This is a genomic window from Gammaproteobacteria bacterium CG11_big_fil_rev_8_21_14_0_20_46_22 (assembly GCA_002796245.1).
GTDB lineage: Bacteria > Pseudomonadota > Gammaproteobacteria > UBA12402 > UBA12402 > 1-14-0-20-46-22.
Genome location: PCWT01000049.1, coordinates 1 through 12,660 on the forward strand (window position 1 = coordinate 1; position 12,660 = coordinate 12,660).

A 12,660-nucleotide genomic window follows, 5' to 3' on the forward strand; every position below is an offset into this window, starting at 1 on the left:
CCTTTAGACAATCCCTTTGGGGCTAAAGTGTTACCGATGTGTCCGGTATAATCTGTAACCTATGTCTCCGGTACAGACCTAAGAGCTTTGGCGCGCCCGGAAGGATTCGAACCTCCGACCCCCTGGTTCGTAGCCAGGTACTCTATCCAGCTGAGCTACGGGCGCGCGTAAGCCGTGAATTATACGGAGATTCTTGGGTTTCGCAAGAGGTTAATTTTGTTATTCTAAGGGTTAATCACAAGGAGGTTCGCATGAAGATAACGTTGATAGGTTTGGGAAATATGGGCAGTGCGATTGCGACTCGGCTGCTTCAGGCCGGTTTTGATCTAACGGTGTATAACCGAACAACCAGAAAAACTGAGGCCTTGGTTAAACTCGGCGCCAAGACGGCGGATACCGTAGAACAAGCGGTTCGAGAAGCCGACATTATCATGAGCTGTTTGTTTGACGATGCTTCCGTGATTGAGCTTTCAGAAACTTTGTTCAGCAGTGCTACACAGGCTAAAACCTATATTGCAACAGAGACTCTTTTGCCCGACACCAGCAAAACCTTGGCCAAAAAGTACTCGGAACATGGCCTTAATTATGTTACCGCCTGTTGCGTGGGCGTGCCGCCTGCGGCATTGCGTGGCGAGCTTGGTGTGCTGTTTGGCGGTCCGCGAGAAGACTATGAGGCCCTAAGGCCTATTTTTGCCGCCTATTGCGCCATGGACAAAAAATACACGCATGTTGGGGCAACGCCTTTTCTGGCAAATGTGCTAAAGATAGCCACAAACTACATGCTCTATTCTGCCATTGAAGCCATGGGTGAGGTGCATGCGTTCACAGAGTCTGTGGGCCTTGATAAGGCACATCTGCGCGAGTTGTTTGAAAGCATTTATCAGCACAAGGGGTTTTTGTTATACGCCGATCGCATTATCAACGAAGATTTTGAGCAGGTGAACTTTAGCCTTGCAGGCGGCATCAAAGACGCAAAGCTCTACCAAAAAGCGTTTCTCGATCAAGGTGTAAGCCCGGATATTTTAGCCGTCACCGAAAAGCACCTCTTGTCGGCTCAAGCTTCAGAGGCCGATAAGCACAAAGACTTCTCGGTGTTCTCTCAAGGCTCGAAGCTCAAAAAGGCATAAGCCTTTGACTTTGAAGATCATCTCGCTATACTAGCGGGCTCAAATCGCGGAGAAGTGGCCGAGTGGCTGAAGGCGCTCCCCTGCTAAGGGAGTATGGGGCCAAAAGCTCCATCGAGGGTTCGAATCCCTCCTTCTCCGCCAGAATGCACAAATACTAGGCAGCAATATGGCTGAAAAATCAACTGACTAGTTGTGTTGCTTGCTTTGGTGCGTTGCCTGGCGTCGCTTCATATAGAGTTCAAAAACGCCCTTTTTACGCCCGCAAGTTTAGACCGTAGAAAATGTGTTAAATTAAGATGCCTTGTTGTATATAGGAATAAAAATTAATGACAACGATTGGTTTTGCTCTAGGATGCTCTTCACAGAAACTGATCAAACCCTTTAAGGTTCCTTACTAAACCTTCATTGCGAATTTCTTCTGTTAAATAAATATCAATATAAGCTTGTAAATAATCATTAATGACTTGTGGTTCTGCATCATAGTGGCAAGGAATTAACCCGTGTTAAAGGGCCTTTAATAAATCAAAATGCTTAATTTCAGAAAAAGTTAGAGGACATAAATGATATATCCATGCTCGCCCAATCTCGCAAGCGCACCCTTAAAAGCTACGAGCTTAAAGATACGGCTCAATAAAAAGCCCTACCTCAATCGCGCGTAGTAGCTTGAGGTGATAATCGTATTCAATATTGGCGTAGCGCCTACCCTGGCTGTGCATAGCTTGTGTCAAGGACCATTTTTTCATCAGCACTATCAATTTTTCGAGGTCAATATAGTGGGCAATATCCGTTGAGCGCCAATGATGCAGAAGATCGATGATAAACTCTTTTCGATTATCCAACCAATAATACCAATTTGCAGACTGCATACCTCGGCTAGTTCGATCAAGCACACAATCGGGCATCAAACCTTTCAAACCTTCCCGGACCAGCAAACGACTTCTTCCCGTAGGATCTGTAAAGATGGTGTCGGGTACGCGCAAAAAAAACTCAACGATACGTCGATCTAAGGTGGGATCGATATGCGCAACACCGTGAAGACAACGAATAGCCGTATTAACCGGCGTTACAAAATCACAAAAAGCAGTGCGATAATAGCTACCTCGGTCACGGTGCTGCCTGTAGTGTCTTTTACCCTCCTCTTCAGCATAATGGGAAAGCAAGTCAATCGATGCGACAAATTCGGGATGGATAGCAGAAAAAGACGCCCAAGGACTATAACGTTTACGCTGATAATAGCGATACGGTTTACGCGCCAGTGCGCGAACGCTATGTTTTAAAGAGAACTCTCCCGTTTTTTTTGTTGGATAAATAGGCCATGAAATGGTGCTATTACCCGCTTGACCGGTCAGCAAATAACTGAGCCCTAAAGATTGCGCGAGCAGCGCCGCATCAAACATCCACAGCATGTTTGATGGATTTAATGGTGGCTGATCCATGAAAGGATGTAGCGCTTGCGTATAGTGAAACAAGGGCTTTTCTGTGTCGATATAATGCAGCTTGATATTAGGGTTAAAGCGAGCGGCTGCCTCTATGTAAAAACGATCATCGTACGACCAATTGCTTTTTGCAATGACCTTTTTTTCGTATTTCGGCACATGAGCTAAAGCATGAACCGTGTGGTTTCTGGGTTCTAAATACGCTGCGGATAAATTTGTGACAGAAGTCGAGTCCAAGCCACCACTTAAATGGCTTGCCACCGATTGTTTTCCGCGTAAAGAATCGGCGATGACCTCTTGATAAAGCTTACGGAAAGTTTGGTAGTAATCCACCGTTTGATTAAGCACTAGAGGATCGGCTGCAATTTTAGCCGGATCCCAAAAGCTTGATGTAACGATTTCGCCACTGGGTTTAAAGTGTAAGCATGTCGCTGACGGAACTTTTTTAATGGATGAGAAAAAAGTGTTCGTCTTATCAGGCGTGATCAAGGCTAAAAACTTAGCGATAGAAACAGGATTAAGCTGGCTTGACACCCCCTGTACTTCACGTAATGACTTAATGTTATTCGAAAAATACACCTCACCGTTTAAGCCGGCGGCATAATAGAGTGAATATTCGCCGACATAGTCTTTCGCAGCCATAAGCGTGCGTTTGCACTTATCCCAAATAAGACAGGCAAACCCGCCTATTAAGCGGCTAAAACAAGTGTCTGAATTATCCAAATAAAGCATTGCAATGCATTTTGCATCACAATCATGGGTATTTTTCGGCTGCATTAAATGAGAGTCGGCAATCACATGGACTCGATCATTTTCAAATACACTGACAAACCCATGGGTGTGCTTACCCCCACTGGAATGTATGGATGAAAAACGATGTGCTAAATGTGTATAAGCGGCAAGAAAGCGGGTCATGTTCAGGAAAAACTAAGAATGCTGTGTTGCGCCATCAGCCCCATCACCGCCAGCATTTGCTGTTTTCTCAACAGATAGAGATTTTATGCTAGGTTTGCTCCATGTATTCATATTGCTTGTCTTATCTAGGGTATCCAACATTTTTTCTCCAATAAATTTGAGCTGGGTTATTCACGAAGGCAGATCATCGAAGCCACCCGCATCAGCACCGAGCCCTACCCCATTAGAGGTTTCCATCAGCCGCATTTTCAGCAAAACAGGGCTGCTCCAGCCAGTCTTTAAGTTGATTTTGTCTATAAAATTTACTTTTTCCTTTGCCTTTCTCAGCGCCAAGCTATCATGTCAAGCAAGCAGCTTGCTTGTCAATAAGCGCCTTGGTTTATTGCCGGATAAAATTATAAAACCTATCTAGGGGGTAAAGCAAAAGGTAATACACGCACACCTTGATACGATGATTGGGCGACAAATAAAACAGTATTTTCTGTGCGACTTTCGATACATACCTAACGGGCACCGAGCCTTCGTTAAAGCGACTCAACGCGACGCGTTTTCGCAAAAACCACTCGCCATTTAATCGCGCATAGGCTTCAAAAGCTTGCAAGCCAAACACATGGTAAGCCAAGAAAAAGGCTTCGCTAACAAAGCGGGATAAGCCCTTGGAGTGTGCCGCGGCGAGCAGCTGCTCTGGGGTGAGATTTTTTGTCTTCATGAACACAAGTACATCCAAAAGCCATCGCGCACGCGACCAGCTGTGCCTCGCAGCGTGGATCATTAAATACAGTGCATTAAGCTCGTCGCTTAACACAGAAAAATTACGCCCCTGAAAATTGACCGTTGACAGCCCCTCTGGCGATGGAAAAGGCTGGCTATACGCCACATGATCCATCGTTCGCCAATGCAGCTCGACACGAAACGGTGAGCCAGGATGATGGTACACCGTATCTTTTTGACCCAAGGTTTTTCGCTTGGCATACCTGTGCATCGTTTTAATCGAACAATCGGTGGTATAACCCAGCTGAGTCATGCAGATATGCGCTTTTTCAATCTCGGATGGCGGCACTAAAAAATCAATATCGCCTGAATAGCGCAACAGAGTATCACCAAATAATTGCTTGCCGAGCAAAGGTCCTTTGAGAAAAAGGTGTTTGACACCGACGTCTAAAAGGGATTGCTGTATCTTGCATAACTCAGCCGAAAGCTGAAGCTGCCCAAATATAATTTTCTTTGACGCAGCATGAAATTGACTAACAGTCTCTTCGTTTAACGTGTGTTTATAAACCCGTATAAAATAATGATTCACAATGAGCAGCAAACGGTGCTCTTGAGCGAGAAACAATAGCTTTTGGTAATCGAGCTGATCCAGGGAATCCTGAAAAAAAGCGTCTTCTTTGGTGGAGCCGCAAGCTTTTCGGCAGCACGCCCAGAGCAGATTTTCTTCGATGGCGTAATGATTTTTCAGCATAGTTTAGGGGGTGTCCCTAAACCCGTCACTGGGCTGCAAAACAAGCTAAATGGCAAAAATGAACAAAGCTTCTCGTTAAATATGTCCAATATTCGCCTCAAACCTTTATTCATTTTCCCTCACTCATCTTGCTTTTCGCGCCCGTTGAGAGCTTAGGGACATGCCCTAGTATCCATTCCAAGTTTGGATAATAAAGCACCCCCAATTTTCGTCAACAAATTCTCTAAAACATTTTTCTGAAACTTTTTTGCTAACTGTAGTAGAATAAAAACTGACGCAAGGACTGCAGAATCATGAATAAACAAACCCATACACAGATTTATCACTACCGCGCCTTTGGTTTGCGCATCGCCAGTGACTTGCCGTTTCTTGAGTTATCGCATGCAGCCGATGACGGCACACCACCCGATGTCAGCTTGATGAAAACCGACAAGCTAATCAAACAAGAAAACAGCCCGCAGTCTTTTTACTTGTCTGTTCCTACTGTGGCTGACTTTTGGGTTCAGCGGGGGGCATCGATCAGCTATCACCCTCACCCCAGCGTGAGTCAAGATAGCCTGCGCTTATTTATTTTGGGCTCCTGCATGGGTGCGCTCTTACAGCAGCGCGGCGGCATTATCTTGCATGGCAACGCGGTATCAACCGACGGAAAACATTGCAAAATTTTTGTCGGTGAGTCAGGCGCAGGAAAATCCACCCTGGCTTCTTGGTATTACCTTCAGGGCGCAAAAATACTGGCTGATGATGTGTGCTTGATTACGATCAGTGAAGATGGGCAGGCTTACGTGATGCCAAGCTACCCTCAGCTTAAGCTGTGGCAAAAAAGCGCCGACTTATTAGGCGTTGACACAGCACCGTTGCGTCAATTACAAGAGAACTACCCCAAGTTTGCTGTCCCAACCGACGAACAATTTATGCCAACGCCCCTGCCCTTTACTGAAATCAATGAGATTGTTCCAACAGTAGAGCACAGCGTAAAGCTTCAAGGCTTGGAGAAAGTGAAATCGCTGATACAGCACTCTTATCGCTACCCTTTTATTGAAAAAATGGGTCTGATGTCACACTATCATCACAAGCTTTTACAGCTTGCAAGCTGTGTGAATGTTAATCGTGTTCCGAGACAATCGCTGCATAGGTCCCCACAACCGTGTAATCTTGTTCTGGTTGATAACCAATAACCCAGGTATCCCCACAACGCACCCAGGCATGAGCTCGCCACTGATTGCGATCGTCTTTTAACATGCCAAAATACAAGGTGTGATTGTACCCTCTTTTCTTTAGTAAATAATGCACCGTTAAGGCTTGCTCTAAGCAGCGCACTTTCCAAGGGAAATAGTTTTTGAGTTTAAAGACAAAACGCGCCAGTGTTTTGAGTTCTCGCTCGTTATACGCAGGGGTTTTCAATGTTTCAGCTTGAAAAATACCGCAAGCCTTGGACCAGGTTTTACATGGCGTGCAAAAAATTCTAAACGTTGACACGGCAATCGTTAGCCAAATGGCGACATAACTGGGCATGTTGAGCAAATGTCGTTTCATGCAAGCGGCCTTGTAAAATAGTGTGGTCATATATTATGCGTATTAACAAGTCTAAATGTAAAACATTTTTTAAGTGGCGTATGTGCTGCTATGATCTAAGCTTCTTAACTCAAGGACTCAGATGATGAGAGCGACATTCGCACAGCCGCCTTGGTGGGTTTACTCCACTGCTTTCGTCATGTCATTTAATGGCGGGTACATCAATTCCGTCACGCTGGTCAGCATTTTGCACAGTACGGTAGGCTATGTGACGGGCAACCTCACACTCGCAGGTGACGCATTTCAACAAGGGCATTTTCCACTTTTCTCTCACTTGATCACATTAGTGCTGTGTTTTTTATTTGGCAGCATCATTAGCGGAATGCTGATTAAAAGTGAGCATTACGCACTGGATAGGCGCTATAGCGCGAGTCTCGCCTTGCAATTTATGTTTGTGCTTGTGGCGATGATTCTGCTCCTGCACGACGACACCCTTGCAAGCTATTTACTGGCTGGCGCGATGGGGATGCAAAACGCGATGACAACCCACTATGGGTCTGCGCTGATTCGCACCACACACATGACCGGTACCACAACAGACCTAGGTCTGCTTATCAGTCGGTGGATCAAGGGACATGCTGTAGAGCCCTGGAAAGCCTTGCTATACAGTGTGCTGATAGGCGGCTTTCTCATTGGGGCAATGAGTGGAACCTTGTGCTACGCTTTCATTCAGGCGTGGGCACTTTTTCTGCCTCTGTTGATATACGCTGCTATGCTATATCTGCAGCAACAAAGGCAGTGTATTAAACATTAAACAAGCATCTGGACTTTTGCTTCACACCCGTTTTCTTGCTGATTACTTAGTATGGAGTAACAGCTCAAATTATTTGGGTAGCGAATCACTTTAATTGAATCCAGAAAAAGCATTTGTTTCTCAAGCTGATGAACCTCATAGCAATTGTGTGTTGAAGGGTCACAAATAGCAGCGTCGTCATTCCAACTCTTGGGATCATTCAGATCGCCCTGTGTTCGGCCGATCAGTAATACCACGTGATCTGCATGCTTAAACTGTATGAGCTCAAGCGATGTATTGATTCTTTGGTCGTTATTCAGTTGTTGAAAAGCTAGACAGGCTTGCATTTCGCAAGAACCTAGCCTATTTACCAGAGTGAGCTTTGCAATCTCCATTACTCTCTCAGCAGTGGTAAGCCGCTTGAATGGGTGTTGACGAGAAAAAAATAAGCAGCAAGGATAAGACCGATACAATTCGAGTGTATCGGGCCCGGTGGGCTTTAGAAACCCAAATTTTCTCTTAATGTCTTTCAAGAGACGGTTTATCTTTTGGCCAAACGATTTCTCAAGTGATGTGACATCACCTAGATTTTGCACAGTTTTGTCACCGAATACTCCGCTGACATAGTCTGGTGCAAAACCCTTACCACTGTTTTTTCGTTGGCGGAATCGGCTATCGACTTCATCAGAAAGCTGTGCTGTCTCAAACCCATGAAGCTCAGTACATAAATAGATAAGTAACGGTGTATGGGCGGAACGAATACCCTTTTGTTCAAAATCCTTGATCACAGATTGCGCAATCGCTAAAGGAGTCATAAGTAATCCAAGAAAGGGGCTTAAAAGCCCCTTTTATCAAACGTTATTCTTGAGTGTCGCCCGTTTCCGTGGTTTCCTCAGGCGCGGTTTCATTTAAAATGCGCTGGTAAATTTCTTCGCGGTGCACCGATACGTCACGAGGCGCGTCCACCCCTACACGAACCTGGTTGCCTTTAACACCTAAAACAGTAATCGTCACATTGTCACCGATGACAATGCTTTCTCCGATACGGCGAGTTAAAATGAGCATGAGGTAATCTCCCTAGTTATGATTTTTTTGATATCCATTATGCAAGCAGGGTGGCCCCGCTTACGGGTATAAATTATACGCAGCTTTTATTAAAGAAACCTTAAAAGCATCTCTCGAAATCAAGCTGCCACACAAACTGGGTAAAGAGGTATCAATAGAAGATCAAGCCTGGCCCAGCAATCGCAACATTTCCTTGTAAACAAGCCCTATGGGGACTCAATGAAATGCTGGTGCAACAGTGCAACTACCGATTCTAAGGCTTTTTCATTGAAAAGCAATGCTATTTTTTGCGGTGAGCTCATGATCAAATCCGGCACAACCAGCGCCTTGCGCATCACCCCTTGGAGCGCCAAAAAGTGACCATGATCCAAAGCATCCCCAATAATAGCCACCTCCGCACGATGCTGCTCCTGCGCACATTTCATCTGTGGCCAGCGGTGCAGAAAATCATTCATTAAGGGAGTCACCCGAGCAAAGTCATCGGCCTTAATCACCAGATTTAAAGTTAAACCATGACTAAAGAATTGCTGACTAATGTGCTGTATTTTAATGTTTTCTCTGGATATTATCGAAATGATCTCAGGCAGCTCACGTGCCGGTGACTGCGCCGAAAACGACAACAAGACCAAGCCACGTTGCTGGCTGACCGCGCTGACCTGGCTGGTCTGGAGCTGGCAGCGAACCGGGGCATCAACCAAGGTGCCTTCTGAACGATGAAAGCTTGACCTCACGCGCAGTGGCACATTCAAGGTTTTGGCAATTTTGACCGAATAGTGCTGCAAAACTTTAGCGCCAGAATCGGCCATCTGAAGCATGGTGTCAAAATCTAGCCGCTCGAGCTGCTTGGCCGACTCACACACACGCGGGTCTGCCGTGTAGACCCCCTCCACGTCGGTGTAAATTTGGCATTCATCAGCCTTTAAGGCATAGGCCAGGGCCACGGCAGTAGCATCCGAACCACCACGATCTAAGGTTACGATATCATTGAACTCGTTAATCGCCTGAAAACCTGTGACCACCGGTACCTTGCCTGCAGCCAGCAAGCGCTTGATGGCGTTCGTTTCAATCGCTTTGATTTGGGCATACTTGTGCTCATTACTGCCCAGTATTCGCACCTGGGCCGCTGTTAATGATTGCGCCGGACAGCCTTTAGCATTTAATTCAATCGCCAGCAAAGCCGCACTTTGCATTTCGCCAGTAGCCAATAGCGCATCGTGTTCACGCAGATTGGGTGTTGAGGCAATGGTGTGCGCAAGTGCTGTGAGCTGGTTGGTCATGCCTGCCATGGCAGAGACAACGACGAGGATATCATGCCCTTGCGCTTTGGCTTCGATAATCAGTTTGGCCACATGCACGATACGAGATAATGTGCCAACCGAGGTGCCGCCGAATTTTTTAACGATTAAGCCCATGGCGTGTTTAACTCAGCTGTGATTTTAACCACGGTAACATGTTTTTAAGCGCCTCATCCAGCTTTTCAGGCTGTGTGCCGCCCGCTTGCGCCAAGTCCGGTCTGCCACCGCCTTTACCGCCAACGGCTTGCGCAATCTCTTTGACCACATCGCCGGCTTTGATCGTTGACGTTAAGGCATCGCTCACGCCGGCAATTAGAGCCACTTTACCTTCAGCTGGCACGGATGCCAATACAATCACCGCAGGGTTCAGCTTGGCTTTAAACTTGTCCATCATGTCACGCAAAGCATTGGCGTCCGCCCCTTCGACATTTGCCAATAAGACATTGGCTTGCCCAATTTTCACCGCTTGATCGACCAGCGCATCGGCGGCCTGCATGGCTTGTTGTGTTTTTATGGCTTTTAACGTTTTTTCCGCCTCTTTGAGTTGCTCAACAAGCTCACGCGTTTTTGATACAAAGGTTTTAGGCGTGGCTTTAACGAGCTCTGAAGCTTCACGCAGATCATCTTCTTGTGTTTCAAGTAAAGCAATCGCTTCAACACCGGTTAACGCCTCAATGCGGCGCACACCGGCGGCAATACCGGATTCAGACACTATTTTAAATAAGCCGATGTCACCTGTGCGAGACGCATGCGTACCACCACAAAGCTCAATCGAAAACTCACCCATTTTTAACACGCGCACCAGGTCGCCATATTTTTCGCCGAACAAAGCCATCGCGCCCATATCTTTTGCACTTTGTGCATCGGTCTCGTGAGTTTCAATAAGATGATTCGCGCGAATGTGATCATTCACCACGCGCTCAACATGACGCAATTGCTCGTGACTCATCGCCTCATGATGTGAAAAGTCAAAGCGCAATCGTTCGTGCGTGACCAAAGAACCTTTTTGAACCACATGCTCGCCCAACACTTTTCGCAAAGCGGCGTGTAGCAAATGCGTCGCCGAATGATTTAAACGCATAGCCTGACGTTTTTGGCGATCCACTTCAGCCAACACACGGTCACCTGCTTTAAACTCACCGGCTTCGATATACGCAAAATGTAAAATAGTTTCGCCCTGTTTTTGCGTATCATGCACACGAATCACGCGTGCTTTTTCATCCGCATAGAGAAAACCGGTATCGCCAGCCTGACCACCTGATTCAGCATAAAACGGTGTTTTTTGAAGGGTTAATACAATTTCATCGCCGGCAACGGCTGCTTTTACGGCCTTACCGTCTTTAAATAAATGTGTGATATGACTGTCACTGCTTAAGCTGTCATAGCCGACAAATTCACTAGCTTGATCAACATCAAAACGATCACGCGAGGCTTTAAAGTGGCTGGCCGATTGCGATCTCTCACGCTGTGCCTGCATGCAAGCCTCAAAGCCTTTTTCATCCACCGTGTAGCCTTTTTCACGCGCGATATCATTGGTTAAATCCAACGGAAAACCGTAAGTGTCATACAACTTGAACACGACGTCGCCGGCAATCGCGCCACCTGCTTTTAAGTCTTTTAAATCGCCCTCCAGCACCTTCAAACCTTTGTCCAAGGTTTCAGCAAACTGTTGCTCTTCAATTTTCAGGGTTTGCTCGATAACCGCTTGTTTTTCGAGAAGCTCTGGATAGGCTTTGCCCATCGCATCACACAAGCTTTGAACCATTTTGTGGAAGAAGTTTTCACGAATACCCAGTTTATGACCATGACGAATGGCACGGCGAATAATGCGACGCAGCACATAACCCCGCCCTTCGTTCGAAGGTCGCACGCCATCTAAAATTAAAAAAGATGTCGAGCGAATGTGGTCTGCGATCACTTTCAATGAGTGTTGTTTATGGTCATCGATCTTTGCAAGCTTGGCTGCATCGGCGATCAATAAACGAAACTCATCGGTTTCATAGTTGGTGTGCACACCCTGCATCACCGCCGCAATACGCTCAAGGCCCATACCCGTATCGACTGAGGGTTTTGGTAATGGCGTTAATTCGCCTTTTTCATCGCGGTTAAATTGCATGAAGACCAAGTTCCAAATCTCGACATAGCGATCGCCATCTTCATCAGGTGAACCTGGCGGGCCACCAGCCACATCCTCACCGTGATCATAAAAAATTTCTGTGCAAGGACCACAAGGGCCGGTATCACCCATGGACCAAAAATTGTCTTTCTCTCCACAGCGTGAAAAACGCTCAGGGCTGATCTTCATGTCTTTCAACCAAATATCGGCCGTTTCATCGTCTTTGTCATACACCGTTACCCAAAGCTTTTCTTCAGGGATGCCCAGCGTTTCAGTGAGAAACCCCCAAGCCAGGCGAATGGCATCGTGCTTAAAATAATCGCCAAAACTAAAGTTACCCAGCATTTCGAAGAAGGTATGGTGGCGCGCGGTAAAACCGACATTTTCCAAATCGTTGTGCTTACCACCGGCGCGCACACAACGTTGGATGGATGTGGCACGTGTATAGGGCCGTGCTTCGTGGCCTAAAAAAACTTCTTTAAACTGCACCATCCCTGCATTAACAAACAGCAAGGTCGGGTCGTTAGCCGGAATAAGCGATGAGCTCGCCACGGAGGTGTGACCAGATTGTTCGAAATACGCCGTAAATTGTTCTCTAATCTTTTGTGCGCTAAGGTGCTGTTTCACGAAAAATACCCTGTCAATGTTGGTCAAGAAAGCTGCGATCATAACAAACTCTAGGAGCGGTTTCACGCTTTATTCAAGGCCTTGGCTGTGGTAAAGTGGCCGGCATACACAACGGGAGCAAGCCCCATGGCCTTAGATCGAAAATTTGTCAGCGAAGCCGATCGTTTTTTGAAACAATTTGATCAGGCGCACCCTGAACCCACTCCTAATCAAGAGCGTGAAATCATCAAGCACCGCGAGTTACACGAAAAGCGTGATAACACTGTTACCGACGATGCTTCTGATAATATTCTTGACGGGTTTTAAGCC

At 46.4% G+C, this 12,660-nt stretch carries 12 protein-coding genes and 2 tRNA genes; 6 read left to right on the top strand and 8 right to left on the bottom strand.

The annotated features are described in order from the left end of the window. Positions 1 to 88 precede the first annotated feature (88 nt). Positions 89 to 165, bottom strand: a tRNA-Arg gene (locus COV52_06480). Between the two features lie 86 nt (positions 166 to 251). Here COV52_06480 and COV52_06485 point away from each other — a divergent pair. Both COV52_06485 and COV52_06490 read left to right on the top strand, forming a co-directional pair. Continuing rightward, positions 252 to 1,127, top strand: coding sequence for an oxidoreductase (locus COV52_06485; GenBank protein PIR10886.1), 876 nt, complete (start codon positions 252 to 254; stop codon positions 1,125 to 1,127). A gap of 48 nt (positions 1,128 to 1,175) precedes the next feature. After that, positions 1,176 to 1,268: transfer RNA gene (locus COV52_06490), tRNA-Ser, on the top strand. 473 nt (positions 1,269 to 1,741) lie between these two features. On the opposite strand, the gene COV52_06495 is transcribed toward COV52_06490, so the two are convergent. Beyond that, entirely contained in the window at positions 1,742 to 3,478 is a 1,737-nt protein-coding gene (locus COV52_06495; protein ID PIR10887.1) for a hypothetical protein, read from the bottom strand. 85 nt (positions 3,479 to 3,563) lie between these two features. Here COV52_06495 and COV52_06500 point away from each other — a divergent pair, with 85 nt between their 5' ends. Continuing rightward, complete coding sequence (locus COV52_06500) at positions 3,564 to 3,890, top strand: hypothetical protein (protein ID PIR10888.1); 327 nt, start codon at positions 3,564 to 3,566, stop codon at positions 3,888 to 3,890. Here the strand turns inward: COV52_06500 and COV52_06505 are convergent. Further along, a complete protein-coding gene (locus COV52_06505; GenBank protein ID PIR10889.1) occupies positions 3,858 to 4,940 on the bottom strand; it encodes a hypothetical protein in 1,083 nt (360 codons plus the stop codon). The genes COV52_06500 and COV52_06505 overlap by 33 nt on opposite strands. A 293-nt stretch (positions 4,941 to 5,233) precedes the next feature. On the opposite strand from COV52_06505, the gene COV52_06510 reads away from it, so the two are divergent. After that, positions 5,234 to 6,118 (top strand): aldolase, encoded by an 885-nt coding sequence (locus COV52_06510; GenBank protein ID PIR10890.1) that lies wholly within the window; start codon positions 5,234 to 5,236, stop codon positions 6,116 to 6,118. Here the strand turns inward: COV52_06510 and COV52_06515 are convergent. Beyond that, on the bottom strand, positions 6,045 to 6,506 hold the full coding sequence (locus tag COV52_06515; protein PIR10891.1) for a hypothetical protein: 462 nt from the start codon (positions 6,504 to 6,506) through the stop codon (positions 6,045 to 6,047). The two genes, COV52_06510 and COV52_06515, sit on opposite strands and share 74 nt — an antisense overlap. Positions 6,507 to 6,597: 91 nt before the next feature. Between COV52_06515 and COV52_06520 the strand changes: the two genes are divergently transcribed. After that, on the top strand, positions 6,598 to 7,269 hold the full coding sequence (locus tag COV52_06520; GenBank protein ID PIR10892.1) for a DUF1275 family protein: 672 nt from the start codon (positions 6,598 to 6,600) through the stop codon (positions 7,267 to 7,269). On the opposite strand, the gene COV52_06525 is transcribed toward COV52_06520, so the two are convergent. The 4 genes from COV52_06525 to COV52_06540 form a co-directional block, all read right to left on the bottom strand. Further along, on the bottom strand, positions 7,266 to 8,063 hold the full coding sequence (locus tag COV52_06525) for a hypothetical protein (GenBank protein PIR10893.1): 798 nt from the start codon (positions 8,061 to 8,063) through the stop codon (positions 7,266 to 7,268). The genes COV52_06520 and COV52_06525 overlap by 4 nt on opposite strands. 43 nt (positions 8,064 to 8,106) lie before the next feature. Further along, a complete protein-coding gene (gene csrA / locus COV52_06530; protein PIR10894.1) occupies positions 8,107 to 8,313 on the bottom strand; it encodes a carbon storage regulator in 207 nt (68 codons plus the stop codon). 206 nt (positions 8,314 to 8,519) lie between these two features. Continuing rightward, the gene (locus COV52_06535) at positions 8,520 to 9,725 is read right to left on the bottom strand and encodes an aspartate kinase (GenBank protein PIR10895.1); all 1,206 of its coding nucleotides are present in this window, start codon (positions 9,723 to 9,725) and stop codon (positions 8,520 to 8,522) included. 7 nt (positions 9,726 to 9,732) lie between these two features. After that, on the bottom strand, positions 9,733 to 12,393 hold the full coding sequence (locus COV52_06540) for an alanine--tRNA ligase (protein ID PIR10896.1): 2,661 nt from the start codon (positions 12,391 to 12,393) through the stop codon (positions 9,733 to 9,735). Positions 12,394 to 12,477: 84 nt separating this feature from the next. Here COV52_06540 and COV52_06545 point away from each other — a divergent pair, with 84 nt between their 5' ends. Further along, positions 12,478 to 12,657: a hypothetical protein gene (locus COV52_06545; protein ID PIR10897.1), complete on the top strand. Its 180-nt coding sequence runs from the start codon at positions 12,478 to 12,480 to the stop codon at positions 12,655 to 12,657. Positions 12,658 to 12,660 lie beyond the last annotated feature (3 nt).

Coding starts and splice junctions, on each gene's coding strand:
- COV52_06485 (PIR10886.1), top strand. CDS start 252: ATGAAGATAACGTTGATAGGTTTGGGAAATATGGGCAGTGCGATTGCG.
- COV52_06495 (PIR10887.1), bottom strand. CDS start 3,478: ATGACCCGCTTTCTTGCCGCTTATACACATTTAGCACATCGTTTTTCA.
- COV52_06500 (PIR10888.1), top strand. CDS start 3,564: ATGCTAGGTTTGCTCCATGTATTCATATTGCTTGTCTTATCTAGGGTA.
- COV52_06505 (PIR10889.1), bottom strand. CDS start 4,940: ATGCTGAAAAATCATTACGCCATCGAAGAAAATCTGCTCTGGGCGTGC.
- COV52_06510 (PIR10890.1), top strand. CDS start 5,234: ATGAATAAACAAACCCATACACAGATTTATCACTACCGCGCCTTTGGT.
- COV52_06515 (PIR10891.1), bottom strand. CDS start 6,506: ATGACCACACTATTTTACAAGGCCGCTTGCATGAAACGACATTTGCTC.
- COV52_06520 (PIR10892.1), top strand. CDS start 6,598: ATGATGAGAGCGACATTCGCACAGCCGCCTTGGTGGGTTTACTCCACT.
- COV52_06525 (PIR10893.1), bottom strand. CDS start 8,063: ATGACTCCTTTAGCGATTGCGCAATCTGTGATCAAGGATTTTGAACAA.
- csrA (PIR10894.1), bottom strand. CDS start 8,313: ATGCTCATTTTAACTCGCCGTATCGGAGAAAGCATTGTCATCGGTGAC.
- COV52_06535 (PIR10895.1), bottom strand. CDS start 9,725: ATGGGCTTAATCGTTAAAAAATTCGGCGGCACCTCGGTTGGCACATTA.
- COV52_06540 (PIR10896.1), bottom strand. CDS start 12,393: ATGATCGCAGCTTTCTTGACCAACATTGACAGGGTATTTTTCGTGAAA.
- COV52_06545 (PIR10897.1), top strand. CDS start 12,478: ATGGCCTTAGATCGAAAATTTGTCAGCGAAGCCGATCGTTTTTTGAAA.